The following is a 26,406-nucleotide window of genomic DNA, read 5'->3' on the forward strand; positions in this document are numbered from 1 at the left end:
GTGCTGGTGGGCGCGCACGATCGAGCTGTCGATCAGGTGCAGGGAACTTGGGGATTTCTCCGCCAGGGCCTCGAAGATGCGAAGCCAGACCCCCGCCTTCGCCCACCTGTTGTAGCGATTGTAAACCGTTGTCCGCGGCCCGTAGCGCTCCGGCAGGTCGCGCCACGGCGCACCGGTTCTCAGGATGTAGAAGATGCCCGAGATCACCCGCCGGTCATCAACCCGCGCCACCCCTCGCGGCTTGTTCGGCAACAGCGGCGCGATCACCGCCCACTCCGCATCGCTCACATCGTGTCTGCCCGTCATGCTCACCTCCGTTTCCGGAAGTGAATCATCACACCGCCAAAAACGGAATCCCGTTTATGGGTTCACGACCTAGCCGGTTTTCCCCGGCCTCGCGACCGCTCCCCGCCGATCAGGCCTTAGCGCGGGGGGCGCCGGCGCCGTCTTGCGCCGCCAGCCTCCTGCGCGTGGGCATTGAAGGCCGGCTCGGGCAGGGTGACGACGCGGCGTAGCTCGGGGAACGGGTCGGTCGCATGGGGGATGGCGTTGGCGGCGACGAAATGCTCCTGAAAGCGCGGCTCAACGGCGGTTTCGATCTTGGCGATGTCGCGCACGCGCGCCTCGATCTCGGCCCGCGCGGCGCGGTTGCAGAGCGCGATCCGCGCGCCCGTGCCCGCCGCATTGCCCGCCGAGGTGACGCGCTCGAGCGGGCAGTCGGGGATCATGCCAAGCACCATGGCGTGCTTGGGCGAGATATGCGCGCCGAAGGCGCCTGCGAGCACGATCCGGTCCACCCGGTCCACGCCCATCTCGTCCATCAGAAGCCGCGCACCGGCATAGAGCGCCGACTTCGCAAGCTGGATGGCGCGGATGTCGCCCTGGGTGACGGCGATGAGCGGGCCGCCATCACCGGTGCCGTCATGCAGGACATAGGCATAGGTGCGCCCTTCGGGCACGCAGCGCGGCGTGCCGGTCGCTTCGGGCGGGCCAATGAGGCCCGAGGCGTCGACGATGCCGGCCATGCGCATCTCGGCCACCGCCTCGATGATGCCTGAGCCGCAGATGCCGGTGATGCCGGTCGCCGCGACCGCTTCGGCGAAGCCTTCCTCGTCCGACCATTTGTCGCAGCCGATGACGCGGAAGCGCGGCTCCTTGGTCTCGGGGTCGATCTCGACGCGCTCGATGGCGCCCGGCGCGGCGCGCTGGCCCGACGAGATCTGCGCGCCCTCGAATGCGGGGCCGGTGGGCGAGGAACAGGCGAGCACGCGCTGGTGATTGCCGAGGATGATCTCGGCATTGGTGCCGACATCGACGATGAGCACCATGTCGTCGGAGTTCCACGGCTCTTCGGACAACGCCACCGCGGCGGCGTCGGCGCCGACATGGCCGGCAATGCAGGGCAGCACATAGATCCGCGCGCCGGGGGTGAGTGAGGCAAGATCGAGGTCACGCGCCTCGAGCGTGACCGAACCCGAAGTAGCCAGCGCAAAGGGCGCCTGGCCGAGCTCGACCGGGTCGATGCCGAGAAGCAGGTGGTGCATCACCGGGTTGCACACAAAGACCGCCTCGAGAATTTCCCTGCGCTCGACACGCGCGGCCTCGGCGAGTTCGCGGGCGAGCCGGTCGATCGCCTCGCGCACGGCGGCGGTCATCTCGGCCGCACCGCCTGGGTTCATCATTGCGTAGCTCACCCGGCTCATGAGGTCCTCGCCGAAGCGGATCTGCGGGTTCATGACCCCGGCCGATTCCACCACCTGCCCGTCGCGGAGGTTGGTCAGATGCGCGGCGATGGTGGTCGAGCCCACGTCGATGGCGAGTCCGTAGAGCGGGCCCTCGTGGTAACCCGGCCAGATCTCGAGAATGCGCTCGAGCTCGTCGGCATGGCCGCGGTGCAGGGCCACGGTGACCGCCCAGTCGCCCTTGCGAAGCGCCTCCTGCAGGCGGGCGAGCACGCCGGGGCCGGGGCGGATGGTGGAAGGGTCAACCTGCCACTGGGCGGCGAGCGCCTCCTTGAGCCGCTCGAAGTCGCCCGAAGGCGCGTGCATGTCGGGTTCGGCCACCTCGACGTAAAGAAGGCGCGTGGCCGGGTCCATGGTGATCGCGCGGGCGGTGGCGGCCTTGCGCACCACCTGCCGGTGAACCTGCGACTCGGGTGGCACGTCGATCACCACATCGCCCAGGATCCGCGCCTGGCAACCAAGCCGGCGGCCCGGTTTGAGGCCGCGCTTCTGGCGATAGCGTTCCTCGACGGCATTCCACTCGGAAAGCGCGTCTTCGGTGACCGTCACCCCATGCTTTGGGAAGGCGCCGACCGCCGGCTCGACCTGGCACTTCGAGCAGATGCCGCGCCCGCCGCAGACGCTGTCGAGATCCACCCCCAGTCGCCGGGCGGCGGAGAGCACGGTGGTGCCGCGCGGGACGCGGCCGCGCTTGCCGGAGGGCATGAAGATGACGAGCGGATCCTGGGCCATGGCACACCTTCTGGCGAATCGTGCGACAAGCTAGGCCGCAAGCGGCGCGGGGAAAAGCGGCAGGGGCGACCCCTCGCGGTGGCGCTGCGGCATCGGCGGCGCGGTGGCGCGCGTGCCGCGCGCCGGTGGGGTATTTGCACCAGGGTGATGGGGGCAGGGGCGCGGCGCCTCGGCCGTCAACCCTGGTCCGACCAGCGGCAATTGTCGAACTCGGCGAAGGTGCGCAGGATCCGGGTGTGGCCCGCCGCGGTGACGCGCGAGCAGCCCTCAAGTGCACGCTCGGAGGCGTATACGGAGACGATCCCGCGCGCGGCCGTGCCGGGGCCCGCGCAGAGGGTCTCGCCCGGGGCAAGCCAGGCGAGGCGTCGGGGCGCGGGCGCGATCTCGGCGGCGAAGAGCAGGTGGCCGGCGGTGCCGTTGGTGACGCAGATCTTCCCCTGTCCCGCAAGCGCAAGAGCGGGACTTGCCAGAACGGGGACGAGCCAGCGCAGACGCATGGCGCGAGCATGAGCCGGCTGCGGGCGCAGGTCCAGTCACAGCCGGTCACGGCGATGTGACGGTGCTCTCACCCAGAGGTGAGAACGCGTGAGCGTGCCGCCGACCTACCATGCGGCCGGGCGCACGGCGCTCACGAAAACCGATGACTCGGCAAAGGGAGAGTGGAAGATGCTGACACGGACTGTGGCGCTGAGCCTTGGCCTCACGGCGATGCTGACGGCGGGAGCGGCGACGGCGCAGGAGATGATGCCGTTTGGCGGTGATGAGGACACCGGCTATGCCGCCGAGCTCTGGGCCGCGATGGAGGCGCGCGGGCTGGTGGGCGAGAACATGATCCAGGCCTTCCCCTACGAGGGCACCGATCCGCACGGCATGATGCTGGAGACCTTCTATACCAGGGCCACCGTGGACGGGCACACGGGAACGCTGGTGGTCAAGCGCAACTACGGGCCGGCGGGGGTCGAGGCGGAGCAGGTTCTGGCCGAGCCTGGGAAGCATCTTGGCGCGATCACGGTGATGTTCCGCCGCGAGAAGGGGTATGATCCCGACAATCAGGACTGGTTCTGGGCCAAGTACCTGCCCGACGGCTCGCTTGACAGGAACCCCAAGGGCATCGCTCTGGCCGGGCGTGTGGCGAAGGGCATGGATGCCGGATGCATCGCCTGCCATGCCGGCGCGGGGGGTGACGACTATATCTTCACCACTGATGCGATCCGCCCCGAGATGTGATCGGGAGCCCGATGCAGGCAGGCAGCGGCCGATGCGGTTTCGCATCGGCCGCCTTTTCGGAAGGGCTTGCCTCAGGCCCGGCGCCGCCGACGCCCCTCGCGCCCGCCGCGCCCGGCCCGGCCCCCCTCGGCCGCGGCCTTCGAGGCCTCGGCAAAGCTCTGGCCTTCGGCCACGGCATCGAGAATGCGGCCGAAGCGGATCCACTCCGCGCCGTTGGGGTCATGGTTCATCAGGAGGTTGGCGGCGCGCACCGCCTCCATCTCCTGAAGCCGCACCGGGTTCATGATCGCGCTGGTCATGCCCGCGGCGATGGCCATGGGCAGGAAGGCGGCGTTGATGCCGTGGCGGTGGGGCAGGCCGAAGGAGATGTTCGACGCGCCGCAGGTGGTGTTGACGCCAAGCTCCTCGCGCAGCCGCCGCACGAGCGCGAAGACCTGCTGGCCGGCCGAGGCCATGGCACCCACCGGCATCACCAGCGGGTCGACGACGATGTCATGGGCGGGGATGCCGTAATCGGCGGCGCGCTCGACGATCTTCTTGGCCACAGCAAAGCGCACGTCGGGATCTTCGGAAATGCCGGTGTCGTCGTTGGAGATGGCCACCACTGGCACGTTGTATTTCTTCACCAGCGGCAGGATCGCCTCGAGCCGCTCCTCCTCGCCGGTGACGGAGTTGAGAAGCGGCCGGCCCTCGGCCACCTCGAGCCCCGCCTCGAGCGCGCCGGGGACGGAGGAGTCGATGCACAACGGCACGTCGACCAGCTCCTGGACGAGCTTGATCATCTTCCGCATCAAGGGCGGCTCGGTTTCGTTGGGGTCGGGGTTGGAGTTGTAGACGACGCCCGCATTCACATCGAGCACCATCGCCCCGCAGGCCACCTGCTCGAGCGCGTCCTTCTCGACGGTGGAGAAGTCGCCCGCCTCGAGCTCGGCGGCGAGCTTCTTGCGGCCGGTGGGGTTGATGCGCTCGCCGATCACGCAAAAGGGCTCGTCGAAGCCGATCACCACGGTCTTCGACTTAGATTCCAGAACGGTACGGGTCATTGGCTCTCCGGTCGGGTCAGGATGTGTTTCAGGCGGATTCGGCGGCAGGGCGGGCGGCTTCGCCGCCGACCTTCTGCGCCCATTCGGCCGAGGCCTTGATGCCGCCGAGCGGGAAGATGTGCACCCGTTCGATGCCGAAGTCGGGGTGGTCGGCCTTGTGGGCGGCGAGCTCGGCAACCATCTCGGTCGGCTCATAGGGCATGACGAGCTTGGTCACGTCCATCGCCCGCTTCTGCAGGACCTTGAGTGAGGGGCCGACGCCGCAGGCGATGGCGTACTTGATCAGCGTCTGCAGCTTCGCAGGCCCGGCGATGCCGATGTGAACGGGCAGGCCGATGCCCTCGGCCTTGAGGCGGTTCACCCAGTCGATCACCGGCTTCGCCTCGAAGACGAACTGGGTGACGATGGCCATCTGCGCATCGGTACGCTCGGCGAAGGCGGCCTTCCAGCGCAGCGCTTCCATCACGTTGCGGTCGGAGCCGTCGGGGTCGATGTCGCGGTTGCCCTCGGGGTGACCGGCGACATGCAGGCGCCGGAAGCCGGCGCGGTCGAAAAGACCGGTTTCCAGAAGCTGCATGGAGGAATGGAACGCGCCCACCGGCCTTGCCACGCCGCCCGCGAGCACCAGCGCCTCGCGCACATCGGCCTCGCCCTGGTAGCGGGCGATCCAGTCGGCAAGCGTGGCCTCGTCGGGGATGATGCGGGCGGGGAAATGCGGCATCACCGTGAAGCCCTCACGATGGAGCCGCGCGGCGGTGGCTACCATGTCCTCGATGGGCGTGCCCTCGATATGGGCGATGTAGACGCGGGTGCCGGCAGGCAGGAGCGCCCGGAAATCCTCCACCTTCGCTGCGGTGCGTGGCATCACCTCGATGGAGTAGCCCTCCATGAAGGCCTCAAGTGCCGCCGCGCCGGGGCCGGAGGGCGCCTCATCTTCCCGCTTGCGGAACCTCAACAAAGCCATCGCCACCTCCCAGATCCTGAATGTGTTCATTCCCATCCGGCATTCATGACCAGAGCCTTGAGCCGGTCATCGTCATATTCCGCGGCGAGACGCTCGGCATGCTGCCGCGCCACTTCCTCCGGCGCCTCCGCGGCCTCGCCGATGACGACCTTGCGCCATTCGGCGAGATAGGCATCGGTATCGCGCGCGCCGGCGCGCATCGCCGCGCGGTCGATCGCCTGTTCGAAACGCTCTGGCAGAACCACCTTGGCTCCGCGACGGCCCCGGCCCACGATCACCTGGGCGGGGATGTCGCGCCAGTAGACGATGGTTACTTCGGCCATGTGTTTCGCCTCCCCAGACGTGCACGCTTTTAGCCGCGCCCGGCACGCCATCCCGCGCCGTTTTCGACCCATGCGCGCCCGGTCACGACGTAACTAGCCGGAATGGCGTGGCTGTGCCAGCCCTGCCGGGGTGTCCGGGCGATGCGGATCGCTCATCATCATCTTGAGCTCTGCCGATAATGGAGCGGCGGGACTGATGGAGTGGCGGGACCGCGCACACCACACACTGCGCGCGCGGGGCGCTTGCGCGAAGCCGGGGCTGTCACTAACTTGTCATGCAACTCGTTGTGGAGGGCGGTCACGATGGCGCCCAGGCGTCCCGCAGGCGCGGGCGCGTTCCCGGTTCCTGTCGAATCGCCCGCGCCGCCGAAACCCAGTCCAGCCGAGCTCTATGCGGCGCTGGATCTGGGCACCAACAGTTGCCGGATGCTGATTGCCCAGCCGAAGGGCAATCAGTTCCATGTCGTCGACAGTTTCTCGAAGACCGTGCATCTCGGTGCGGGTCTCGAGCGCACCGGGCGTCTGTCGCGCGCCTCGATGGCGCGCACGGTGCAGGCGCTGTCGATCTGTCGGCGCAAGCTGGAGCGCCATGGCGTGCGGCGCATGCGGCTGGTGGCGACGGAGGCGTGTCGCCGCGCGCGCAATGCCCGAAGCTTCATCGAGCATGTCCGGCGAGAAACCGGGCTGCATCTCGAGATCATCGAGCCGGAGGAAGAGGCGCGTCTGGCGGTCATATCCTGTGCCTCGCTGGTGTCCTCGCGCACCGAGCAGCTGCTTGTGGTCGACATCGGCGGCGGCTCCACCGAGCTGGTCTGGATCGATCTCTCCAAGGTGCCGCCGCAGGAACGCAAGCGCGCCATCATGCGCCTGCACACGGGCTTCAACGCCCCGGCGGCGGGTCCCTTCCCGCGGGCGGAGGTGGTGGACTGGATCTCTGTTCCCCTCGGCGTGGCGACGCTGCGCGATCAGTTCGCCGATGTCGCCGATGACGCGGGGCGGTTTGCGCTGATGAGCTGCTATTTCGAGGAGAAGCTCACCGGGTTTGCACCCTATGCCTCGGAGCAGAGGCGCGAAGGATTCCAGATCATCGGTACGTCGGGAACCGTGACAACGGTGGCGGCCAGCCATCTGGGCCTGCGCCGCTATGACCGCAACAAGGTGGACGGTCTGCGCATGACCTCGGCACAGATTGACCGGGTGATCCGCAACTATCTGCGCCTCGGCCCTGCCGGGCGGAGGGCCGATCCGCGCATCGGGCGCGACCGGCAGGCTCTGATCATGTCGGGTTCGGCGATCCTGCAGGCGCTGATGCGGGTCTGGCCCACCGACTGGCTTTCGGTGGCCGATCGCGGCCTGCGCGAGGGGTTGCTTTACGCCCAGATGTCGGCCGACGGCGTGCTGGAGGGTTGACGCCGCCCCCTTGCGCCGGCATGCGCCCGGGCCGATATGACGGGCGCGACAAGCGTGAGGGCCGGGTGCCCGTGATGGGGTAGGGATGCCGAAGAAGGGTTCGAGAAGCAGCTCGGGGCGGGGCTTGCGCGACCTGAAGGTGCGCGTGAAGACGGCGCGCGGCCGCAAGCTCAGCTCGACCCGCTGGCTGGAGCGGCAACTCAACGACCCCTATGTGCGCCGGGCGAAGGCGGAAGGCTATCGCGGGCGAGCGGCCTACAAGCTCATCGAGCTTGACGACCGTTTCGACTTCCTGCGTCCCGGAGCGCGGGTGGTGGATCTCGGCTGCGCGCCCGGAGGCTGGTTGCAGGTGGCGGTGGCGCGGGTCAATGCGCTGGGCGAGCGCAAGGGCAAACCCGTTGGCCGCGTCATCGGTATAGATTTGCAGGAGGTCGAGCCGGTTCCCGGCGCGGAAATCCATCAGCTCGACTTTCTCTCGGAGGGCGCCGACGAGAGGGTCAAGGCGTGGCTTGGCGGGACGGCCGATGTGGTGATGTCCGACATGGCAGCGGCGAGTTCCGGCCACAGGCAGACCGACCATCTGCGGATCGTGGCGCTGTGCGAGGCGGCGGCGGAGCTGGCCTTCGACGTTCTGGAGCCGGGCGGCACCTTCGTGGCCAAGGTGCTCGCCGGTGGCGCCGAAGGCGAACTTCAGACCCGCCTCAAGCGGGCTTTCGCCAAGGTGGCCAATGTCAAGCCGCCGGCGAGCCGGGCCGACAGTTCCGAGAAATATGTGGTTGCGACCGGGTTCCGCGGGCGAGGGACGGACCGCGACGAAGGCGCGCAAGCTTGACCGAGGGGCATCGGGGGTGGTCTGGTCGCCCCATGTCGCCGGTTTTCCTGCGTCTTGCGACGCTCCTGCTGGCGCTGTGCGCGCCAGCGCCGCCGTTGTCGGCCATGGACGACACCGGCGGGCGGCTGCATGTCGGGGTGCTCGCCTACCGCGGGGCCGAGATCACGCGCGAGCGCTGGGGGCCGGTCGCCGAGGCCTGGGAGGCGGCGCTTCCGGGCGTGAGCGTCGAGATTCTGCCTCTCACCCTGCAGGGGATGGAAACGGCGCTTCTGCAGCGGCGGGTGGACGTGGTGGCCACCAACCCCGGTCATTTTGCCGCGCTCGAGGAGCGGTTCGATCTTGCCGCCATCGCCACCCGCGTCGTGCTGGCGCCGGGGGTGCCGGACGGGCTGGTACATCTCGGCTCGGCGGTGGTGGTGCGGGCCGACTCGGGGCTCGAGTATCTGCGCGATCTGCGCGGCCGCCGCGTGGCGGCGGTAAGTGCAGACGCCTTCGGCGGCTTCATGCTGGCCTGGGAGGAGATGACCGCGCAGCAGATCGATCCTTTCGCGGACCTCGGCGAGCTGGTCTTCACCGGCTTCCCGCTCGATGCCATCATCGACGCGGTACTCGCCGGTGAGGTGGATGCCGGAATCGTGCGCGCCGGCCTGCTGGAGAGCATGGTTGCGGAAGGGCGGATCGAGGCCGGGGCGCTGCGCGTGCTGCAGCCGCGCAGTGTGGAAGGTTTTCCTTTCGCGACGACGACGCGGCTCTACCCCGAATGGCCGCTCGCGGTGACGCCCTGGATGGGGCGACATGAAGCCGGGACATTCCTGCGCGCCAGTCTCGACATGCCACTGGAGTCAACCGGCATGGGCTGGACCGCGGCACAGGCCTATCAGCCGGCACGCCGTCTCCTCGCGGAGTTTCGCGCGGCGCAGGCGGCGCGGGACGCGGGCGGGCCTTTCGCTCTGTGGGCATGGATCGTTGGCGCGGCGCTGGTTCTCGCCGCGATTCTCGCGGGTCTGGCGGTATTCGCTTACGGCGCGGATCGCCGGCGGCACCCGGCCAGTGCGGAACACCGGGAAGCGCGCGACGCGCGGCGGCGTCTGGCCGGCCTGACCGCGCGCGAGCGGCAGGTGCTTGCGCTGGTGGCGCAGGGGCTGTCGAGCAAGGAGATGGCCGCTCGTCTGGGGGTCTCACTGAAGACCGTGGAATATCATCGCGGCAACATCCTGAAGAAGACCGGCGCCCGTTCGGCGGCCGATCTGGCGAGGCTGGCGACCCTGGCGCAGCTCTCCGGCGATGACTCGTCCCGGGCCGGCTGATCGGCGCCCGGCAATGGCGCCCGGCGCATCCCGGGAAAAACCCTTGCCTTTCGCAGGGGAAAATCAGGGGGACACACGGGTTTGCGGCATCTTCGGTGCAAGGCATGTTCACTTCGACCGCGGTTGCGAGGCCCCCACTCACGGAACCGTCGCCTGAGCGGTGACAGCGGCCTGCGGCAGAGGGAAGCTGCAGGTGCCGCGCAGGCGGCCGATGACCGGGGCGCACAGCGCCGTGCGGGCTGCCGTTGCCTCCAGCGGCGTCCCCACCCGGTCGCCGCGCGGAGCCAGCGGCGGGTCGGGCGGTCAGGAAGGCGGCGCCGGTCGTGGGGACGGATCGGCGCCGCCTTCCCGCTTGGCCGGGCGCGTTCGAGACGGCCCCTTCGCAGGGTTTCCGAGAGAAACGCTTGACGGATGGCGTGCGACGTCAGCCGCTGCGTGGCGGAGCGGCGGTGGTTGCGGGGGGGAGGGATGCCGCGCGGTGCACGACGATCGGCGAAGGGTGCCTGTCAGGAACCCCAGCTGCGGACGGGACCGCAATCCATGTGCACGAAGTTCGAACGTGAATACTTGCCCACGCCCCCGGCCTGACAGGCGGCGGCGGCGCGGAAAAGCTGATGGACCGAACGCGACGCAAGGCGCACATCGGCGGCCTCGCCGCGCAAATGTCGGGAGTTCTTTGCGACGCCACGCGATCTTTGGCGCAGCATGGCGTTTGTCTTCGGTGTCCTGTAGCCCGAAAGCAGCAGGTAGGGTTCGCTCACGTCGAGCAGCCGGTGGGCTGCGGCGAGGATGTCGAGCGTGCGCACATCCATGGTGTGCGTCTTGTCCTCGCGCCAGTCGCGCATGAAGTAATTGACCTCGGTCAGCACCTCGGGGATGTACTCCCCGTCGATCCAGTAGATCGTGTCGATCGACTCGCCCGTGCGCCCTGAGTACATGCGCAGTCGCCGGATATCTCCGGCGCCACGCAGAAATCCGGCTGCCTTCGAGAAAGTTGGCGCGGCGGTCACGGCCGTTGCCGCGAAAGCGCCGAGCAGGGCGCGTCGAGACATGCTCGCAAAGCGCGGATTCGCCATCGTTCTGTCTCTGTCCCGTTCCTGCCACGCCAACCGTCGTTTCCGGCGGCGCTCTTCGCCTCGTCCCCCAGACGCCTGGAATGTATGGCACATCGCGCCTGCCCGACCAAGGGGGCGGCGGCACATGAGTCGCCGGCTTACCGAGATCGGCAAAATTCTGCCAAGATTTCGTGACGATTCCGTTTCGTTCCGCGTGGTGCTGGCGGCGGGCGGATGTGGCGGTGGTGTTGCCGCATTGCTACAGCATCTGGTGGTGACAATTCCGTGAAACCTTCGCGCGGCGGGAGAGGTTAGGGTAACATCATCGCGTGACGGCGCTTCACGAACGGATTTGAACGCGGAGGTATTGGCATGACGGCAAGGAGGGCGCTTGGGGCCTGGGCAGCGATTCGGAGCGGTGCACTGGGCGCACTGGCCACCTTGGCGACGGCCGCGACGGGCCTTTCGCTTCCCTCTGCGGCGGCGGCCTCGGCCGGGGTGTCCGCTGAGCTTGCCGCGCGTCTCACGCCATTCATGATCGCCGTCGCCGAGACCGCCGCACAGGATCGCGAGATTGCCGCCTTCTACCGGGCCAACGGATACCGCCCGATCTGGACCGGCGGCGACGAGGATGATCGCCGGCGGCTCGAGGCGCTCCTGTCGGCGATTGCGCGCGCCGAAGACCATGCGCTGCCGCGGGCGCGCTTCGAGCAGGCGCTGCGCCGCGCCGGGCTTGATCGTATCGCGACCCAGCGGGAGATGGGCCGCGCGGAAGTGGCGTTGTCGCGGATATTCCTCGACTACGCCAAGGCCGTGCACTCGGGGCTTCTCACGCCGAGCGCGATCGACCCGGGCATCGAGCGAAAGCCGCCGGAGCTGGACAGGCGCGCGCTTCTCGAGCGCGTGGCTGCGGCGGATGATCCCGCCCCGCTTCTGCGCAGCCTTGCGCCGCGGTCGCCCGAATACGCGCGGCTGATGCGCGCGAAGCGCGAACTCGAGGCACAGCTCGCCCGGGGTGGCTGGGGACCGAGGGTACCGGCCTCCTCGCTGCGGCCGGGTGACCAAGGCGCGGCCGTGGTCGCCCTGCGCGACAGGCTCGTCGCGATGGGCTACATGGAGAGGTCGCTTTCGGCGGTCTATGACGGGAAGCTGCAGCAGGCGGTGCAGGCCTTTCAGCTGGATCATGGACTTCCCGCCGACGGGATCGCCGGGGGCGCAACCATCAGGGAGATCAACAGGGACATCGAGGACCGCCTGCGATCCGTCTACGTCGCCATGGAGCGGGAGCGCTGGCTCAACGTCGATCGCGGCGCGCGGCATATCTGGGTGAACATCCCGGATTTCGTCGTGCGCATCATCGACAACGGCAAGGTGACTTTCGAGACCCGGTCGGTGGTGGGCAAGAACACGTCTGACCGGCGCACGCCCGAATTCTCCGACGTCATGGAATACATGGAGATCAATCCGAACTGGAACGTGCCGCGCTCGATCGCCGTGAAGGAGTACCTGCCCTCGATCATCGCCTCCGGCGGAGCGGCGGCGCGTCATTTGCAGCTGATCGACAGCCGCGGGAATGTGGTGAGCCGCGCGGCGGTGGACTACGCGCGGTACTCGCCGTCGAATTTCCCGTACGATCTGCGCCAGCCGCCCGGTGATGGCAATGCGCTGGGGCTGGTGAAGTTCATGTTCCCCAATCCGCACAACATCTATCTGCACGACACGCCCGCGAAGTCGCTGTTCGAGCGCGACCGGCGCGATTTCAGCCATGGGTGCATCCGTCTGCACAAGCCGTTCGAGTTCGCCTATGCGCTGCTCGCGCGACAGGTCAGCGACCCCGTGCGCTATTTCCATGAGCGGCTGGAGAGCGGGCGGCTCACGCGGGTGGATCTCGAGCAGCCGGTGCCGGTGCATATCGTCTACCGCACCGCCTACACGTCGGCGCGGGGGAAACTGATCTTCCGCGACGATGTCTATGGTCGTGATGCGAAGGTCTTTGCGGCGCTCGAGGCGCAAGGCGTGCGCGTGCCCCGGCCGGGCAGCTGAGCTGCGGAGGGCGCGCGGCGCTCTTGCGGCGGCAGAACCGCCTTTGCTCGGGCAGTGACATCGCGAAACCTGTTTCCATCGCGTGCCAAAGTCACTAAATCAGCGCCGAGCAAGGGGACGGGGTGTCCATGACCGAGACTGTTCGAGACAGGGTTCTGGCGATCATCGCCGAGCAGGCGGTGCTGGAGGTGGGCGACGTGACGCCGGAGCTGACGCTGGAAGATCTGGGGATTGACAGCCTGGGGCTCGTGGAGTCGATCTTCGCCATCGAGGAAGCCTTCGACATTCAGGTGCCCTTCAACGCCAATGACCCGGCGTCGAGCGAATTCGACATCTCTTCGGTGGGAGCAATCATCGCCGCGGTCGAGAAGCTGGTGAAAGACCAGAAGGGATGAGGCGGGTCGTCATCACCGGCGCGGGTACGATCAACCCGCTTGGTCACAATGTTCCCGACACGCTCGAGGCCATGCGCGAGGGGCGCTGCGGAATCGGGCCGCTCGAGATGCGCGATGTGGAGCGGCTGTCGATCCGCGTCGGCGGGCAGGTGAAGGGGTATGACCCCGAGGCCGAATTCAATCGTCAGCAGATCGCCCTTTATGACCGTTTCACGCAGTTTGCGCTGATTTCGGCGCGCGAGGCGCTGGCACAGGCGGGGCTGACATTCGAGGGGCAGCTGGCGGCGCGTTCGGGTGTCGTGCTGGGCACCTCGGGCGGCGGTCTGAATACCCAGGACGAAAACTATCGAGCCGTCTACGAGGAGGGAAAGAACCGCGTTCATCCCTTCGTGGTGCCCAAGCTCATGAACAATGCCGCCACGAGCCACGTGTCGATGACCTACAACATCAAGGGTCCGTCATTCACGGTGGCCACCGCCTGCGCCTCCTCCAACCACGCCATGGGGCAAGCGTTCCAGCTGATCCGTTACGGCATGGCTGACGTGATGATCACCGGCGGCTCGGAGGCGATGCTCTGCTTCGGCGGCGTCAAGGCGTGGGAAGGCCTGCGGGTGATGTCGCGGGATGCCTGCCGGCCGTTCTCGGCCAACCGCAGCGGCATGGTGCAGGGGGAGGGCGCCGCGGTGTTCGTCTTCGAGGAATACGAGCATGCCCGTGCGCGAGGCGCGGACATCCTGGCGGAGGTCATCGGCTTTGCCATGACTTCCGATGCGGCTGATATCGTCATGCCGTCAAAACAGGGCGCGGCACGGGCGATCGCCGGGGCGATGGCCGATGCGCGCGTCGATCCCGAAGAGGTGGGCTACATCAACGCGCACGGCACCGGCACGGCGGCGAACGACAAGACCGAATGCGCCGCCGTCGCCGACGTCTTCGGTCATCACGCCGATCGGCTTATGATCTCCTCCACCAAGTCCATGCACGGCCATCTGATCGGCGGGACCGGGGCGGTGGAGCTTCTGGCCTGCATCATGGCGCTGCGGGACGGGATCATCGCCCCGACGATCGGCTATGAGGAGCCTGATCCCGAATGCGCGCTCGATGTCGTGCCGAACGAGGCGCGCGAGGCGAAGGTGGAGGTGTGCCTCTCGAATGCCTTCGCCTTCGGCGGGCTCAACGCGGTTCTGGCGCTGAGAAAGGTCTGAGGCGCGGCGCAGACCGAGCGCGCCGCGCCCCCAGAGCTTCTCGGATCAGTTGCCGCCTTCGGTTGCTGCTGCCCCGGCGGCGGCCTGGGCCGCGAGCCGGTCCTGCAACGCCTTGTAGCCGGCGGTGAAGCCCTTGAGCGACATCTTCAGCTCAACCGGCCGCCCGGGTGCGGCAACGGCAAAGATCGACACCGTCGCAGAAGCGCCCTTGCGGAACTGGTCGATCTCGGCCTCGGTGAAGCCGATGCGTGCGATGCAGCCGATGCGCGAGCACCAGCTGAAGGGGTAACGCCGCGGCGTGCCACCGTCCACGCTGAGCGAGAGCTGCTGGGTCAGCAGGGTTTCGAGAGGTGTCACCACCGTGGCGCCGGCCACGGCAGGCCCTTGCGGCTGGGGCAGGGGGAAGAGGTTGATCTCGGCCACCGAATTGCCCGCATCGTCCCGCAAAAGCTGATACAGCTGACACGGGTCGTCCGGCGTCTCTGCGCCCGACCTGGTGCGCACGCAGCGGATTTCCCAGTCGCCATGGGTTTCGGCGACGTAGATCGTGCCGGCCGCGGTGGCCGGATCCTCGCCGAGGTTGAGCGCCAACGGGTCGGCCGGGCTGCCGCTCTCGCCGGTTGAAGCGGTATCGGACGCGGCGTCGGCGCCGCTCTCCTGTGCCGCGGTGGGCAGGGCGAGGGCCAGTGCGAGCGCTGTGGCAAGCCATGGCAGGCGTGAAGATAGGATCATGTCACCCCCGGGTGATGCTGGAATTACCAACGTGCGGTTAGCACGCGCTTGCGGCAATGTCAGCGCCGATCTCCCTCGCCGGGACAATTCCGGCCAAAATGCGCCGGGAACGCCGAGCGGCGATGCGGCCAGCGAACAAGGGAGACCGTGCGCACAATCGAAAAGGGCCCGTGGGCCCTTTCCGCTTCGTCTCTCCCTGCCGGACTGGCCGACCTCGTCGTTGTGCGGGGAGGCTAGGCGCTTTCCCCTTGTCGGTCAACAGGTTTTGCTGCCGCAGCCGCGAGAGATGACTGCCGCGGCGCGGCGAGAAAAAAGGCCGCGCCTGCGGGCGCGGCCAGTCGACAGGGAGGAAGTCGCCGCGACGGATGACGCCATGACCGCCGCGATGCATCTGACACTGGCAGAGAAGGGTTAAGGATGTATGCTGCCCGCGCACGCAACGGCGATGGACGGGAACAGGCATGGAAGAAGGCGTCGAGGGGGTCTTTGTCGGCGGAGGCGGCGAGGGTTATGCCGTGCCGCAGTATCTTCTTTATCGCTACGCCAATCGCCATGGCCTCATTGCGGGGGCGACGGGTACGGGAAAGACGGTGACGCTGCAGATTCTGGCCGAAGGTTTCTCGGCGGCAGGGGTGCCGGTGTTCCTGTCGGATGTGAAGGGCGATCTCTCCGGGCTTGTGCAGGCGGGTTCGCCCGAATTCAAGCTGCACGACGCCTTCATGAAGCGCGCCGCCACCATCGGTTTTGCCGAGCGCTACCGCTACGAGGCCTTTCCCGTCACCTTCTGGGATCTCCATGGCGAGAAGGGCCACCCGGTGCGCACCACGGTGGCGGAGATGGGCCCGCTCCTGCTCTCGCGGCTTCTGGAGCTGAGCGAGGCGCAGGAGGGGGTGCTCAACATCGCCTTTCGCGTGGCCGACGAACAGGGCCTGCCGCTGCTCGACCTGAAGGATCTGCAGGCGCTTCTGGTCTGGGTCGGGGAGAACTCGCCCGAACTTGGCCTGCGTTACGGCCATGTCTCGCCGGCCTCGGTGGGCGCGATCCAGCGCCAGCTGCTCATTCTCGAGAATCAGGGCGGGGCGCGCTTCTTCGGCGAGCCGGCGCTGGAGCTTGGCGATCTCTTCCTGCGCGACGAGACGGGGCGGGGGCGGATCAACATTCTCGCCGCGGACCGGCTGATGGCCTCGCCGCGGCTCTACGCGACCTTCCTTCTTTGGCTTCTCTCGGAGCTCTTCGAGGAGCTGCCCGAGGTGGGCGACCCCGACCGGCCCAAGCTCATCTTCTTCTTCGACGAGGCGCATCTTCTTTTCGACGATGCGCCCAAGGGGCTGATCGACAAGGTCGAGACGGTGGCGCGGCTGATCCGCTCGAAGGGCGTCGGCGTCTATTTCGTTACGCAAAACCCCGCTGACGTGCCCGAGGACATTCTCGGCCAGCTCGGCAACCGGGTGCAGCACGCGCTGCGCGCCTTCACCGCGCGCGACCGCAAGGCGCTAAGGCTTGCCGCCGAGACCTACCGCGACAATCCGCGCTTCTCGATCGAGGAGGCGATTCGCGAGGTGGGGGTGGGCGAGGCGGTGACCTCCTTTCTCGAGAAGAAGGGCGTGCCGGGCATGGCCGAGCGCACCTTGATCCGCCCGCCATCGTCGCGGCTCGGGCCCTGCGACGAGGCGGCGCGCCGGGCAGCCATCGCCACCTCGCCGCTCGCAGGCAAGTACGACACCGCCATCGACCGGGTGAGCGCCTATGAGCGGCTGCGGGCGCGGGCCGAGGAAGCGGCGCGCGCCGCCGAGGCAGCCGAGGCGGAAGAGGAGCGCGAGTTCACCGCGGCGCGCCGCTATGGCGGCAGCGCGCGCAGGAAGGCTTCGCGGCGCGATGAACCGGAGGGCATCGGAGGGGCGCTCGCCGACGCGCTCCTCAAGGAGCTCAAGGGCACCACCGGCCGGCGGATCATCCGCGGCATCTTCGGCACGCTGTTCAAGAGCCGCTGAGAACCGGGGAGGCTCCGCCCTCTGGAAAGCACCGTGCCGCTCTCTTAGGCTCGCGCCATGGCTCGCTATCTCGCCTCGCGCCTTGTCTCGCTTCTGGTCAGCCTCGCCGTGGCGAGTCTGGTGATCTTCGCCGTGATCGAGGTGATCCCGGGCGACACCGCCGCCTTCATGCTCGGCCTCAACGCCCAGCCTGACACGGTGGCCGCGCTGCGCGCCGAGCTCGGGCTCGATCTGCCGAGGTCCCTGCGCTACCTCGCCTGGATCGGGGGCATGCTCACGGGCGATTTCGGGGTTTCGTACACCTACCGCGTGCCGGTGGCCGAACTGATCTCCGCGCGCCTTCAGGTCTCGCTGCCGCTTACGCTTTATGCGCTGGCGCTCTCCACGGCGATCGCGATCCCGGTCGGGCTCATCGCGGCGGCGCGGCGCGGGAGGCCGGCCGATTACGCCATCATGGGCGTGACGCAGCTTGGCATCGCGGTGCCGAATTTCTGGTTCGCGATGCTGCTTGTCGCGCTTTTCGCCGTCACCTTGCGCTGGTTCTCGGCGGGAGGCTTTCCCGGCTGGGAGGCGGGGCTCTGGGCCGGGCTCAAGGCGCTGACGCTGCCGGCGGTCGCGCTCGCGCTGCCGCAGGCCTCGATCCTTGCGCGGGTGATGCGCTCGGCGCTCATCGAGACGCTGGGGCAGGACTACATCCGCACCGCCCGCGCCAAGGGTCTGACCGAGGCGCAGGCCATTCGCGCCCATGCCTTTCGCAACGCACTCATCCCGGTGATGACGATTCTGGGGCTGCAGTTCTCCTTCCTGCTGGCCGGTGCCATCATCATCGAGAACGTGTTCTTCCTGCCGGGCCTCGGCCGGCTCATCTTTCAGGCCATCACCCAGCGCGATCTGATCGTGGTGGAATCGACGGTGATGCTTCTCGTCTTCGCGGTGATCCTCGTCACCTTCCTCGTCGATCTCGCCTATGCCGCCATCGACCCGAGGCTCCGGCGATGAGGCGCCTTCCGGTTCAGATGACGCTCGGCGCGGCGCTCTCGGCCGTCTTCGTGCTTGCCGCGCTCGTCTCCTTTGTCTGGACGCCCTACGGGGTGGAGGGGCTTGCGATCGCCCGGCGCATGGCGCCGCCCTCGCTTGCCCATCCGCTGGGCACCGATCACTTCGGGCGCGACATCCTGTCGATGCTGATGGTGGGCGCACGCACCTCGATTGCCGTGGCGATCGTCGCGGTGGGCATAGGCATGGGGCTCGGCGTGCCGCTCGGGCTTCTCGCGGCGGCCAACCGGGGCGGGCTCATCGACGAGATCGTCATGCGCGGCAATGACCTCATCTTCGCCTTCCCTTCGCTGGTGATCGCCATTCTCATCACCGCCATCGCCGGGCCATCCGCCTTCAATGCCATCCTTGCCATCGGCATCTTCAACACCCCCGTCTTCGCCCGCGTGGCGCGCGGCGGCGCGCTGAGCCTTTGGACGCTCGACTACATCCTCGCCGCGCGCGTGGCCGGCAAGGGGCGGCTGCGCATCTCGCTCGAGCACATCCTGCCGAACATCCTCAACCTTCTGATCGTGCAGGGCACGATCCAGTTCTCGCTTGGCATCCTCGCAGAGGCGGGGCTCAGCTATGTCGGCCTCGGCGCCCAGCCGCCCACGCCGAGCTGGGGGCGGATGCTGGCCGAAAGCCAGACGATGGTGAGCCTTTCCCCCCACATCGCCATCTTCCCCGGCCTTGCCATCGTGCTGATGGTGCTGGGGCTGAACCTTCTCGGTGACGGGCTCAGGGACTGGACCGACCCGCGGCTGAGGCGCGCGCGGTGAGGGGCCGATGCTGAGCATCCGTGACCTGTCGCTCGAGATCGCGGGCACGCCCATCCTGCACGGGGTGAGCCTCGATGTGGCGCCGGGCAAGGTGTTCGGCCTTGTCGGCGAGTCGGGCTCGGGCAAGTCGATGACGGCGCTGTCGGTGATGCGGCTTCTGCCGCAGGGCGCCCGGCTTCGGGGCCGCGTGAGCCTCGGCGGCACGGAGCTGACGGCGCTCGACGAGCGGCAGATGTGCGCGGTGCGCGGCGCGCGCGTGGCGATGATCTTCCAGGAGCCGATGACGGCGCTGAACCCGTTGCGCACGATCGGCGAGCAGGTGGCCGAGACGCTCGTCGTCCATGGCGCGGCCCCGCGCGGCGAGGCCATGCGCATCGCCCGCGAGAAGCTCGACCGGGTGGGGCTCGCCGCCGACCGTTTCGACCTTGGGCGCTACCCCTTCGAGCTTTCGGGCGGCCAGCGCCAGCGCGTCTGCATCGCCATGGCCATTGCCCTGCGCCCCGCGATCCTCATTGCCGACGAGCCGACCACCGCGCTCGATGTCACCACCCAGGCGCAGATCCTCGCGCTTCTCGAAAGCCTTGTGCGCGAGGAGGGGATGGGGCTCATGCTCATCACCCATGACCTTGCCGTGGTCGCCGGCATGGCTGACGAGGTGGCGGTGATGCGCGAGGGTCGGATCGTCGAGCGGGGGCCGACCGAGACGCTCTTTCGCACCCGCCGGCACCCCTACACCCGCGCGCTCCTCGCTGCCTCGTCCCATGTGCCGAAGCGCGCAGCGCTGCGCAGCGCCGGGGCGCCACCTGTGCTCGAGGTGGAAGGCGCGGTGCGCGACTATCCTCTGGGCCGCGGGGCGGTCTTCGGGGCGCGGGGGCATTTCCGCGCCGTCGATGGGGTGAGCCTTGCCGTGGGGCGGGGCGAGAGCGTGGGCCTCGTGGGCGAGTCAGGCTGCGGGAAATCGACGCTCGCCCGCGCCATCCTCGGGCTTGAGCCGTTGCAGGTCGGCGCCATCCGGCTTGAGGGCGCGCCGGTGGATGCCGCGCGCGGCGTGCCGGGCGCGCTCAGGGCGAAGATGCAGGTGGTGTTTCAGGATCCCTTCGGCTCCTTCAACCCCCGCCACCGGGTGGCGCGGCTGGTGGCCGAGCCCTTCCATCTCGTCGGTCGCCCGCCCGACTGGCGCGATCGCGTGGCCGAAGCGTTGCAGGCGGTGGGGCTGAAGCCCGCCGACATGGAGAAATTTCCGCACGAGTTCTCGGGCGGGCAGCGTCAGCGCATCGCCATTGCGCGGGCGATCGTGATCCGCCCGAGGCTCGTCATCCTCGATGAGGCGGTGAGCGCGCTTGATGTCTCGATCCGGGCGCAGATCCTCGAACTTCTGGCCGATCTGCAGGGCCGCTTTGGGCTGAGCTACCTGTTCATCAGCCATGATCTTGCGGTGGTGCGCGCGATCACCGACCGTGTGCTGGTGATGCGCGCGGGGCGGATCGTGGAGGAGGGGCCGACCGAGGCCGTCTTTGCAGCGCCGCGCCACGGCTACACCCGCCAGCTTCTCGCCGCGACGCCGCGCATCCCCGAGGACTGGCTTGCAGAGGAGACCCGTCATGGCGCTTGAGGAGCTCTGGTTCGACCCCGCCGAGATGCTGATCGGGGGCAGATGGCTGCGCGCCGACCGGACGCTGACACTCGAAGACCCCTCGACGGGCGCCCCGCTTGCCGAGATCGCGCGCGGCGGCGCGGAGGAGGTCGACGCCGCCGTTTCCGCCGCGCAGGAGGCGCTTGGCGGTGACTGGGGGCGGATGACGGCGGCCGAGCGGGGGCGCATCCTCGCGCGGCTCGCGCGCCTCGTCGAGGAGCGGATCGAGACGCTGGCGGCGCTCGAGTCGGCCGATGTGGGCAAGCCGCTCACCCAGGCGCGGGCCGATGCGCGCGCGCTTGCCCGCTACCTCGAGTTCTACGGCGGCGCGGCCGACAAGGTGATGGGCGAGACCATTCCCTATCTCGAGGGCTACACCGTCTACACCTTGCGCGAGCCGCATGGGGTGACGGGGCATATCGTGCCGTGGAACTACCCGATGCAGATCATCGGCCGTTCGGTGGGGGGCGCGCTTGCGATGGGCAACGCCTGCGTGCTGAAGCCTGCCGAGGAGGCCTGCCTGACTGCGCTCGCCTTCGCCCGGCTTGCAGAGGAGGCGGGGTTGCCGGCGGGCGCGCTCAACGTTGTGCCGGGGCTTGGCGAGGAGGCGGGCGCGGCGCTCGCCGCCCATCCCGGTGTCAACCACATCTCCTTCACCGGATCGGTGGCGGTCGGTGCGAAGGTGCAGGCGGCGGCGGCGCAAAACGTCGTGCCGGTGACGCTCGAGCTCGGCGGCAAGTCGCCGCAGCTGGTCTTTGCTGACGCCGATCTCGACGCGGCGCTGCCCTTTCTCGTCAATGCCGGGATCCAGAATGCGGGGCAGACCTGCTCGGCCTCTTCGCGGATTCTGGTCGAGCGTGCGCGCCACGACGAGCTTCTCGAACGCATGAGCGCGCGCTACCGGGCCTTGCGGGTGGGGCCGGCGCGGGCCGACCTCGATCTCGGCCCGCTCATCTCCGCCCGGCAGAAGGCGATCGTGGAGGGGTATCTCGCGCGCGGCGGCGACCTCGAGTTGGCGGCGCGCGGCGAGATCGTCGGCAATGCGCCCGCGGGCGGGCATTACGTGGCGCCGCATCTCTTCGCGGGCGTCGCGCCTGACCATGTGCTGGCGCAGGAGGAGATCTTCGGCCCCGTGCAGGTGGTGATCCCCTTCGACGACGAGGAGGAGGCGGTGGCTATTGCCAATGGCACGCCCTACGGCCTTGTCGCCTCGGTCTGGACGGAGTCGGGGGCGCGCCAGATGCGGCTTGCGCGGCGGCTCCGGGCGGGGCAGGTGTTCATCAACAATTACGGCGCGGGCGGCGGGGTGGAGCTGCCCTTTGGCGGGGTTGGCCGCTCGGGGCACGGGCGCGAGAAGGGGTTCGAGGCGCTTTACGGCTTCTCGGTTCTCAAGACGGTTGCGGCGCGCCACGGCTGACGCCGAACGCCGCTTTGGCAGCGGCGTGCCTGCGGCGCGGGTATTTGGCCCAGGGTGATGGGAGAGGCTGTCTCCCCGCGGCCGGAGGGCTGGCGGAGCAAATTGCCGGCCGTGGCGGCTTGCAGCGCCCCGCCCGCGACACTAAGACTCTGTCAGTTTTCCGGCAATAACCCTGACACAGGGCGGACAGAGGCAGGCTGAATGCGCGATCCTTTCGAGACCTACATGAACACCCTCGTGCCCATGGTGGTGGAACAGACCAGCCGGGGCGAGCGTGCCTATGACATCTTCTCGCGGCTTCTGAAGGAGCGGATCGTCTTCGTGACCGGTCCCATCCATGACGGGATGGCGGCCCTCGTCGTGGCGCAGCTGCTGCATCTGGAGGCGGAAAACCCCTCCAAGGAGATCTCCATGTACATCAACAGCCCCGGCGGCGTGGTGACTTCGGGGCTGTCGATCTACGACACCATGCAGTACATCCGCCCGGCGGTCTCCACGCTCGTCGTCGGGCAGGCCGCCTCGATGGGGTCGCTGCTTCTTGCCGCGGGCGAGAAGGGAATGCGCTTCTCGCTTCCCAACAGCCGGATCATGGTGCACCAGCCCTCCGGCGGCTATCAGGGGCAGGCGACGGATATCATGATCCACGCCGAAGAGACGCTGAAGCTGAAGCGGCGGCTGAACGAGATCTACGTGAAGCATACCGGGCAGGATCTCGAGGCGGTTGAAAATGCGCTCGAGCGCGACAAGTTCATGTCTCCCGAGGAAGCGCGTGACTGGGGGCTGATCGACGAGATCGTGGTCAGCCGCGACAAGGGCGACAAGACCGCCGGAAAGGGCAAGAAGGGCTGAGTGCCGCCGGGGCGCGGCGGGCATGTTGCGCGACTGGCCCCGGGCAATCAGGTGTTGTGCCCCGTCCGGCCATGTCTTACGCTTCTGCTGCGGGGAGAAGAGGGCCCGCAAGGGCCGTTGAGATAAGTGGATGCCGGCCGGATACGGCCTGGCGCTGAAGATGACGGGTCCGGCAGTGGCGGGCCCGGAAGGAGCGGGATGGCGACGAATTCCGGCGACAGCAAGAACACGCTTTACTGTTCTTTCTGCGGCAAGAGTCAGCACGAAGTGCGCAAGCTGATCGCGGGCCCGACCGTGTTCATCTGCGACGAGTGCGTCGAGCTGTGCATGGACATCATCCGCGAGGAGACGAAGGGCTCGGGCCTGAAATCCTCCGGTGGTGTGCCGACGCCGAAAGAGATCTGCAAGGTGCTCGACGAGTATGTCATCGGGCAGGAGCACGCCAAGCGCGTGCTCTCGGTCGCGGTGCACAATCACTACAAGCGGCTCGCCAATTCGGACAAGTCCGACATCGAACTTGCGAAGTCCAACATCCTGCTGATCGGGCCGACGGGCTGCGGCAAGACGCTTCTGGCGCAGACGCTGGCGCGCATCCTCGATGTGCCCTTCACGATGGCCGATGCCACCACGCTCACCGAGGCGGGCTATGTGGGGGAGGATGTGGAGAACATCATCCTCAAGCTCCTGCAGGCGAGCGAATACAACGTCGAGCGCGCCCAGCGCGGCATCGTCTACATCGACGAGGTCGACAAGATCTCCCGCAAGTCCGACAACCCGTCGATCACCCGGGATGTCTCGGGCGAGGGGGTGCAGCAGGCGCTTCTGAAGATCATGGAAGGCACGGTGGCAAGCGTGCCGCCGCAGGGCGGGCGCAAGCATCCGCAGCAGGAATTCCTGCAGGTGGACACCACCAACATCCTGTTCATCTGCGGCGGCGCCTTCGCGGGTCTCGAGAAAATCATCGCCCAGCGCGGCAAGGGGTCATCCATCGGCTTCGGCGCCGAAGTGAAGGATCCCGATGCGCGCAACACGGGCGACATCCTGAAGGATCTTGAGCCCGAGGATCTTCTCAAGTTCGGGCTGATCCCCGAATTCGTCGGCCGACTGCCGGTGATCGCGACGCTCGAGGATCTCGACGAGGATGCCCTGGTGCGCATCCTGACCGAGCCCAAGAATGCGCTGGTCAAGCAGTATCAGCGGCTCTTCGAACTCGAGGGCGTGAAGCTGACCTTTACCGAGGATGCTCTGCGCGCCATCGCGCGGCGTGCCATCGCCCGCAAGACCGGAGCGCGCGGCTTGCGCTCGATCATGGAGGACATCCTGCTTGACACCATGTTCGAACTGCCGGGCATGGAGGGTGTCGAAGAGGTGGTCGTCAACGAAGAGGCCGTTACCTCCGATGCGCAGCCGCTTCTGATCTACGCCGATCAGAAGAAGGAAGAGGCGAGCGCCGGCTGAGGCCCCCAAGCCCCGAGGATTCGGTGTCCGGGCGAAAGAGGGCGATTGCGTCATCCCATGCGTCCGGGCGACTGGACCTTGGCCCGGCGATCAGGCATATCCGTGGCGTCAGAGGACGGAGGCAGGTGATGGGCGTCATCAACACGCTCCTGCGCGCGGTGACATGGTGGAACGGCGCGACGCTGAACACGGCAGTCTATACGTGGCTGAAGGGCCGGAAGGTCGGCGAGGACGAGCAGGGCAACCGCTTTTACGAATCGCGCGACGGCAAGCGGCGCTGGGTCATCTACAACGGCGAGGCGGAGGCGAGTCGCATTTCGCCCGACTGGCACGGCTGGCTGCACCACACCTGGGATGAGCCGCCGGTCAAGGCGCCGCTCAAGCACAAGCCTTGGGAGAAGCCCCATCACGAGAACCTCACCGGAACGCGGCTGGCCTATCTGCCGCCGGGGTCAATCCTGCGCGCAGAGCCAAAGGAGCCCATTGATTATGAGGCCTGGCGCCCCGAGTAGGCGACCAGGCGGCAGGGGTGGAGCGAGGGCCGCATGAACAATCGCACGGCCGAGATTCTGGTGGGCGCCGTGGTTCTTTTCTTGGCGCTCGGCTTCACGCTCTATGCCGCGCAGCGCACCGGGTATGGGCCCGCGCCGGCGGGAGCGGCGACCTATCGCGCCTCCTTCACCTCGGCGCAGGGAATCTCGGTCGGTACCGACGTGCGCATGGCCGGCGTCAAGGTTGGCAGCGTCATCGATCTGCGGCTCAACCCGGAAACCTTCCGCGCGGAGACGACCTTTACCGTCGACAGCTCCCTGCGCCTGCCCGATGACACGGCGGTGCTGATCTCCTCCGAGGGGCTTCTGGGGGGCGCCTTCGTCGAGCTGTTGCCGGGGGGGTCGCCCGATACCTATGAGCCCGGAGACGAGATTCTCGACACCCAGTCGGCGGTCAGCCTCGTCAATCTTTTCGTCAAGTTCGCCACAAGCGGCGGCGGCGAGACTGGGGGCGGAGAGTGACTGGCCTGCGGCGGCGGTCAGCGCTTGCAAGCCTTCTGGCGTTTGCCTGCCTCGCATCGGTTTCGATCGCTCAGGAGTTCAACGGTTCGGGGCCGATCGTCATTGGGCCGATCGAGGAAAACCCGCTCGAGTATCGCCCGGTCGACCCTGCCGACACGCTGAGCTACGAGCCGCTTGAGGAAAGCCCGCTCGTGCTCGGCGCGGAGCGCGTCATTACCGAGGTCACCGCCGAGACCGCGGAGATGGCGCAAGGCGCCGTGGTCCGCGCGCTTGACAAGATCGCGGGCGAGCGGCGTGACATCACCTTGCGCGCGGGCGAGATCGCGCGCTGGGGCCTGCTGGAGCTGCGGCTCGGCGAGTGCCGCTACCCGGTGGACAACCCCGAGGGCGATGCCTTTGCCTGGCTGGTCATTGGGGTCGAGGGGCAGGAGGCGCCGGTGTTCTCTGGCTGGATGATCGCCTCGAGCCCGGCGCTCAACGCCATGGACCATCACCGCTATGACGTCTGGGTGATCCGCTGCACCACCTCCTGAGGCGCGGGGATGGGCTCGGGCGCGGTGAAATCCGCCTCGACGGTCAGCGCCTCGGCGAGACGACGGCGATACTCCGCCCGGGAAATCTCGATGCCGCCGAGCGAGGCGAGATGCTCGGTAAGAAACTGGGTGTCGAAGAGCGTGAAGCCCGCCCGCCCCAGCCGGTCGACAAGATAGGCAAGTGCGATCTTCGAGGCGTCGGTGACGCGGCTGAACATGCTCTCGCCGAAGAAGGCGCCGCCTAGAGCGATGCCGAAGACGCCGCCCACGAGCCGCCCCTCCTGCCACACCTCGAGCGAATGCGCAAAGCCGCGGGCGTGCAGGGCGGCGTAGAGGCTCTCGAGCTCGGCGTTGATCCATGTCTCGGGGCGGTCGGCGCAGGCGGCGACGGTGGCGGTGAAGTCGCGATTGACGGCGATCTCGTAGCCGCCCTTGAGCATGCGGCGCCTGAGCGAGCGGGAGATGTGAAAGCCATCGAGCGGGATGATGCCGCGCCGGCGCGGATCGACCCAGAACAGCTCGGCCGACGCGCGATCCTCGGCCATGGGAAAGATGCCGCTGGCATAGGCCGAAAGCATCAGCTCGGGCGTCAGAACCTGAGCGGCGGTCATGGCGTTCCGCGATCGCCCGGCCGCGAGGCCGGGCAGTGCCCGACCCGCCCGGCCGGGCCGGGCGCCGCCCGTCC

The 26,406-nt window shown here is 68.1% G+C and carries 27 protein-coding genes; 18 read left to right on the top strand and 9 right to left on the bottom strand.

Features of this window, described 5'->3' with window-relative positions; genetic code table 11:
• From BLQ14_RS13060 to BLQ14_RS13070, 3 genes are all read right to left on the bottom strand, one after another.
• On the bottom strand, window positions 1–306 hold a 306-nt coding region (locus BLQ14_RS13060), incomplete at its 3' end, for an IS5 family transposase (RefSeq protein ID WP_143004498.1).
• 116 nt (window positions 307–422) lie between these two features.
• Entirely contained in the window at window positions 423–2,474 is a 2,052-nt protein-coding gene (locus BLQ14_RS13065; RefSeq protein WP_092501020.1) for an ASKHA domain-containing protein, read from the bottom strand.
• Between the two features lie 176 nt (window positions 2,475–2,650).
• The gene (locus tag BLQ14_RS13070; RefSeq protein ID WP_092501021.1) at window positions 2,651–2,971 is read right to left on the bottom strand and encodes a hypothetical protein; all 321 of its coding nucleotides are present in this window, start codon (window positions 2,969–2,971) and stop codon (window positions 2,651–2,653) included.
• Between the two features lie 169 nt (window positions 2,972–3,140).
• Here BLQ14_RS13070 and BLQ14_RS13075 point away from each other — a divergent pair, with 169 nt between their 5' ends.
• Complete coding sequence (locus BLQ14_RS13075) at window positions 3,141–3,701, top strand: cytochrome P460 family protein (protein ID WP_092501119.1); 561 nt, start codon at window positions 3,141–3,143, stop codon at window positions 3,699–3,701.
• A gap of 71 nt (window positions 3,702–3,772) precedes the next feature.
• On the opposite strand, the gene BLQ14_RS13080 is transcribed toward BLQ14_RS13075, so the two are convergent.
• Genes BLQ14_RS13080 through BLQ14_RS13090 form a run of 3 tightly spaced genes read right to left on the bottom strand, consistent with a single transcriptional unit; the run spans window position 3,773 to window position 6,031 of the window.
• Window positions 3,773–4,744 carry a methyltetrahydrofolate cobalamin methyltransferase gene (locus BLQ14_RS13080; RefSeq protein ID WP_092501022.1) on the bottom strand — a complete coding sequence of 324 codons (972 nt, stop codon included), beginning with the start codon at window positions 4,742–4,744 and terminating at the stop codon, window positions 3,773–3,775.
• A gap of 28 nt (window positions 4,745–4,772) precedes the next feature.
• On the bottom strand, window positions 4,773–5,708 hold the full coding sequence (locus tag BLQ14_RS13085) for a methylenetetrahydrofolate reductase (RefSeq protein WP_092501120.1): 936 nt from the start codon (window positions 5,706–5,708) through the stop codon (window positions 4,773–4,775).
• A gap of 26 nt (window positions 5,709–5,734) precedes the next feature.
• Complete coding sequence (locus BLQ14_RS13090) at window positions 5,735–6,031, bottom strand: virulence factor (RefSeq protein ID WP_092501023.1); 297 nt, start codon at window positions 6,029–6,031, stop codon at window positions 5,735–5,737.
• Between the two features lie 303 nt (window positions 6,032–6,334).
• Here BLQ14_RS13090 and BLQ14_RS13095 point away from each other — a divergent pair, with 303 nt between their 5' ends.
• The 3 genes from BLQ14_RS13095 (at window position 6,335) to BLQ14_RS13105 (ending at window position 9,580) form a co-directional block, all read left to right on the top strand.
• The gene (locus BLQ14_RS13095; protein WP_092501024.1) at window positions 6,335–7,441 is read left to right on the top strand and encodes a Ppx/GppA phosphatase family protein; all 1,107 of its coding nucleotides are present in this window, start codon (window positions 6,335–6,337) and stop codon (window positions 7,439–7,441) included.
• A gap of 85 nt (window positions 7,442–7,526) precedes the next feature.
• Window positions 7,527–8,273, top strand: coding sequence for an RlmE family RNA methyltransferase (locus BLQ14_RS13100; protein WP_092501025.1), 747 nt, complete (start codon window positions 7,527–7,529; stop codon window positions 8,271–8,273).
• 32 nt (window positions 8,274–8,305) lie between these two features.
• Window positions 8,306–9,580, top strand: a complete 1,275-nt coding sequence (locus BLQ14_RS13105) for a PhnD/SsuA/transferrin family substrate-binding protein (RefSeq protein WP_092501026.1) — start codon at window positions 8,306–8,308, stop codon at window positions 9,578–9,580.
• A 506-nt stretch (window positions 9,581–10,086) separates the two neighbouring features.
• Here BLQ14_RS13105 and mepK read toward each other — a convergent pair.
• Window positions 10,087–10,656, bottom strand: coding sequence for a peptidoglycan L,D-endopeptidase MepK (mepK, locus tag BLQ14_RS13110; RefSeq protein ID WP_245657112.1), 570 nt, complete (start codon window positions 10,654–10,656; stop codon window positions 10,087–10,089).
• A gap of 124 nt (window positions 10,657–10,780) precedes the next feature.
• Here mepK and BLQ14_RS15455 point away from each other — a divergent pair, with 124 nt between their 5' ends.
• From BLQ14_RS15455 to BLQ14_RS13125, 4 genes are all read left to right on the top strand, one after another.
• Window positions 10,781–10,924, top strand: a complete 144-nt coding sequence (locus BLQ14_RS15455) for a hypothetical protein (protein ID WP_170068466.1) — start codon at window positions 10,781–10,783, stop codon at window positions 10,922–10,924.
• An 83-nt stretch (window positions 10,925–11,007) separates the two neighbouring features.
• A complete protein-coding gene (locus tag BLQ14_RS13115; protein ID WP_092501027.1) occupies window positions 11,008–12,678 on the top strand; it encodes a L,D-transpeptidase family protein in 1,671 nt (556 codons plus the stop codon).
• A 128-nt stretch (window positions 12,679–12,806) separates the two neighbouring features.
• Window positions 12,807–13,073, top strand: coding sequence for an acyl carrier protein (locus BLQ14_RS13120; RefSeq protein ID WP_092501028.1), 267 nt, complete (start codon window positions 12,807–12,809; stop codon window positions 13,071–13,073).
• On the top strand, window positions 13,070–14,278 hold the full coding sequence (locus BLQ14_RS13125) for a beta-ketoacyl-[acyl-carrier-protein] synthase family protein (RefSeq protein WP_092501029.1): 1,209 nt from the start codon (window positions 13,070–13,072) through the stop codon (window positions 14,276–14,278). The genes BLQ14_RS13120 and BLQ14_RS13125 overlap by 4 nt, the downstream gene beginning before the upstream one ends.
• A gap of 45 nt (window positions 14,279–14,323) precedes the next feature.
• On the opposite strand, the gene BLQ14_RS13130 is transcribed toward BLQ14_RS13125, so the two are convergent.
• Window positions 14,324–15,010: an invasion associated locus B family protein gene (locus BLQ14_RS13130; RefSeq protein ID WP_092501030.1), complete on the bottom strand. Its 687-nt coding sequence runs from the start codon at window positions 15,008–15,010 to the stop codon at window positions 14,324–14,326.
• Between the two features lie 461 nt (window positions 15,011–15,471).
• On the opposite strand from BLQ14_RS13130, the gene BLQ14_RS13135 reads away from it, so the two are divergent.
• From BLQ14_RS13135 to BLQ14_RS15555, 10 genes are all read left to right on the top strand, one after another.
• On the top strand, window positions 15,472–17,001 hold the full coding sequence (locus tag BLQ14_RS13135; protein ID WP_092501031.1) for a helicase HerA-like domain-containing protein: 1,530 nt from the start codon (window positions 15,472–15,474) through the stop codon (window positions 16,999–17,001).
• Window positions 17,002–17,058: 57 nt separating this feature from the next.
• Window positions 17,059–18,000, top strand: coding sequence for an ABC transporter permease (locus BLQ14_RS13140; protein WP_092501032.1), 942 nt, complete (start codon window positions 17,059–17,061; stop codon window positions 17,998–18,000).
• On the top strand, window positions 17,997–18,818 hold the full coding sequence (locus BLQ14_RS13145; RefSeq protein ID WP_092501033.1) for an ABC transporter permease: 822 nt from the start codon (window positions 17,997–17,999) through the stop codon (window positions 18,816–18,818). The genes BLQ14_RS13140 and BLQ14_RS13145 overlap by 4 nt, the downstream gene beginning before the upstream one ends.
• A 7-nt stretch (window positions 18,819–18,825) precedes the next feature.
• A complete protein-coding gene (locus BLQ14_RS13150) occupies window positions 18,826–20,430 on the top strand; it encodes an ABC transporter ATP-binding protein (RefSeq protein ID WP_092501034.1) in 1,605 nt (534 codons plus the stop codon).
• Window positions 20,420–21,868: an aldehyde dehydrogenase family protein gene (locus tag BLQ14_RS13155; protein WP_092501035.1), complete on the top strand. Its 1,449-nt coding sequence runs from the start codon at window positions 20,420–20,422 to the stop codon at window positions 21,866–21,868. The genes BLQ14_RS13150 and BLQ14_RS13155 overlap by 11 nt, the downstream gene beginning before the upstream one ends.
• Window positions 21,869–22,069: 201 nt before the next feature.
• The gene (locus BLQ14_RS13160) at window positions 22,070–22,717 is read left to right on the top strand and encodes an ATP-dependent Clp protease proteolytic subunit (protein WP_092501036.1); all 648 of its coding nucleotides are present in this window, start codon (window positions 22,070–22,072) and stop codon (window positions 22,715–22,717) included.
• Between the two features lie 198 nt (window positions 22,718–22,915).
• The gene (gene clpX / locus BLQ14_RS13165; protein ID WP_092501037.1) at window positions 22,916–24,175 is read left to right on the top strand and encodes an ATP-dependent Clp protease ATP-binding subunit ClpX; all 1,260 of its coding nucleotides are present in this window, start codon (window positions 22,916–22,918) and stop codon (window positions 24,173–24,175) included.
• 128 nt (window positions 24,176–24,303) lie between these two features.
• Window positions 24,304–24,687: an NADH:ubiquinone oxidoreductase subunit NDUFA12 gene (locus BLQ14_RS13170; protein ID WP_092501038.1), complete on the top strand. Its 384-nt coding sequence runs from the start codon at window positions 24,304–24,306 to the stop codon at window positions 24,685–24,687.
• Window positions 24,688–24,720: 33 nt separating this feature from the next.
• The gene (mlaD, locus tag BLQ14_RS13175; RefSeq protein ID WP_092501039.1) at window positions 24,721–25,188 is read left to right on the top strand and encodes an outer membrane lipid asymmetry maintenance protein MlaD; all 468 of its coding nucleotides are present in this window, start codon (window positions 24,721–24,723) and stop codon (window positions 25,186–25,188) included.
• Window positions 25,185–25,721, top strand: coding sequence for a DUF2155 domain-containing protein (locus BLQ14_RS15555; RefSeq protein WP_245657113.1), 537 nt, complete (start codon window positions 25,185–25,187; stop codon window positions 25,719–25,721). Before mlaD ends, BLQ14_RS15555 begins: the two co-directional genes overlap by 4 nt.
• On the opposite strand, the gene aat is transcribed toward BLQ14_RS15555, so the two are convergent.
• Entirely contained in the window at window positions 25,685–26,332 is a 648-nt protein-coding gene (gene aat / locus BLQ14_RS13185; protein ID WP_092501040.1) for a leucyl/phenylalanyl-tRNA--protein transferase, read from the bottom strand. The two genes, BLQ14_RS15555 and aat, sit on opposite strands and share 37 nt — an antisense overlap.
• Window positions 26,333–26,406: the final 74 nt, after the last annotated feature.

Origin of the sequence: Meinhardsimonia xiamenensis (assembly GCF_900102905.1) — a bacterium.
Taxonomy (GTDB): Bacteria; Pseudomonadota; Alphaproteobacteria; order Rhodobacterales; family Rhodobacteraceae; genus Meinhardsimonia; species Meinhardsimonia xiamenensis.

Excerpts from the sequence above, each read along its gene's own strand:
- BLQ14_RS13085 (WP_092501120.1), bottom strand. The coding sequence starts at position 5,708 with ATGGCTTTGTTGAGGTTCCGCAAGCGGGAAGATGAGGCGCCCTCCGGC.
- BLQ14_RS13125 (WP_092501029.1), top strand. The coding sequence starts at position 13,070 with ATGAGGCGGGTCGTCATCACCGGCGCGGGTACGATCAACCCGCTTGGT.
- BLQ14_RS13080 (WP_092501022.1), bottom strand. The coding sequence starts at position 4,744 with ATGACCCGTACCGTTCTGGAATCTAAGTCGAAGACCGTGGTGATCGGC.
- BLQ14_RS13075 (WP_092501119.1), top strand. The coding sequence starts at position 3,141 with ATGCTGACACGGACTGTGGCGCTGAGCCTTGGCCTCACGGCGATGCTG.
- BLQ14_RS13145 (WP_092501033.1), top strand. The coding sequence starts at position 17,997 with ATGAGGCGCCTTCCGGTTCAGATGACGCTCGGCGCGGCGCTCTCGGCC.
- aat (WP_092501040.1), bottom strand. The coding sequence starts at position 26,332 with ATGACCGCCGCTCAGGTTCTGACGCCCGAGCTGATGCTTTCGGCCTAT.
- clpX (WP_092501037.1), top strand. The coding sequence starts at position 22,916 with ATGGCGACGAATTCCGGCGACAGCAAGAACACGCTTTACTGTTCTTTC.
- BLQ14_RS13070 (WP_092501021.1), bottom strand. The coding sequence starts at position 2,971 with ATGCGTCTGCGCTGGCTCGTCCCCGTTCTGGCAAGTCCCGCTCTTGCG.
- BLQ14_RS13140 (WP_092501032.1), top strand. The coding sequence starts at position 17,059 with ATGGCTCGCTATCTCGCCTCGCGCCTTGTCTCGCTTCTGGTCAGCCTC.
- BLQ14_RS13100 (WP_092501025.1), top strand. The coding sequence starts at position 7,527 with ATGCCGAAGAAGGGTTCGAGAAGCAGCTCGGGGCGGGGCTTGCGCGAC.
- BLQ14_RS15455 (WP_170068466.1), top strand. The coding sequence starts at position 10,781 with ATGAGTCGCCGGCTTACCGAGATCGGCAAAATTCTGCCAAGATTTCGT.
- mepK (WP_245657112.1), bottom strand. The coding sequence starts at position 10,656 with ATGGCGAATCCGCGCTTTGCGAGCATGTCTCGACGCGCCCTGCTCGGC.
- BLQ14_RS13095 (WP_092501024.1), top strand. The coding sequence starts at position 6,335 with ATGGCGCCCAGGCGTCCCGCAGGCGCGGGCGCGTTCCCGGTTCCTGTC.
- BLQ14_RS13105 (WP_092501026.1), top strand. The coding sequence starts at position 8,306 with ATGTCGCCGGTTTTCCTGCGTCTTGCGACGCTCCTGCTGGCGCTGTGC.
- BLQ14_RS13155 (WP_092501035.1), top strand. The coding sequence starts at position 20,420 with ATGGCGCTTGAGGAGCTCTGGTTCGACCCCGCCGAGATGCTGATCGGG.
- BLQ14_RS13065 (WP_092501020.1), bottom strand. The coding sequence starts at position 2,474 with ATGGCCCAGGATCCGCTCGTCATCTTCATGCCCTCCGGCAAGCGCGGC.
- BLQ14_RS13150 (WP_092501034.1), top strand. The coding sequence starts at position 18,826 with ATGCTGAGCATCCGTGACCTGTCGCTCGAGATCGCGGGCACGCCCATC.
- BLQ14_RS13120 (WP_092501028.1), top strand. The coding sequence starts at position 12,807 with ATGACCGAGACTGTTCGAGACAGGGTTCTGGCGATCATCGCCGAGCAG.
- BLQ14_RS13130 (WP_092501030.1), bottom strand. The coding sequence starts at position 15,010 with ATGATCCTATCTTCACGCCTGCCATGGCTTGCCACAGCGCTCGCACTG.
- BLQ14_RS13170 (WP_092501038.1), top strand. The coding sequence starts at position 24,304 with ATGGGCGTCATCAACACGCTCCTGCGCGCGGTGACATGGTGGAACGGC.
- BLQ14_RS13090 (WP_092501023.1), bottom strand. The coding sequence starts at position 6,031 with ATGGCCGAAGTAACCATCGTCTACTGGCGCGACATCCCCGCCCAGGTG.
- mlaD (WP_092501039.1), top strand. The coding sequence starts at position 24,721 with ATGAACAATCGCACGGCCGAGATTCTGGTGGGCGCCGTGGTTCTTTTC.
- BLQ14_RS13135 (WP_092501031.1), top strand. The coding sequence starts at position 15,472 with ATGGAAGAAGGCGTCGAGGGGGTCTTTGTCGGCGGAGGCGGCGAGGGT.
- BLQ14_RS13160 (WP_092501036.1), top strand. The coding sequence starts at position 22,070 with ATGCGCGATCCTTTCGAGACCTACATGAACACCCTCGTGCCCATGGTG.
- BLQ14_RS13115 (WP_092501027.1), top strand. The coding sequence starts at position 11,008 with ATGACGGCAAGGAGGGCGCTTGGGGCCTGGGCAGCGATTCGGAGCGGT.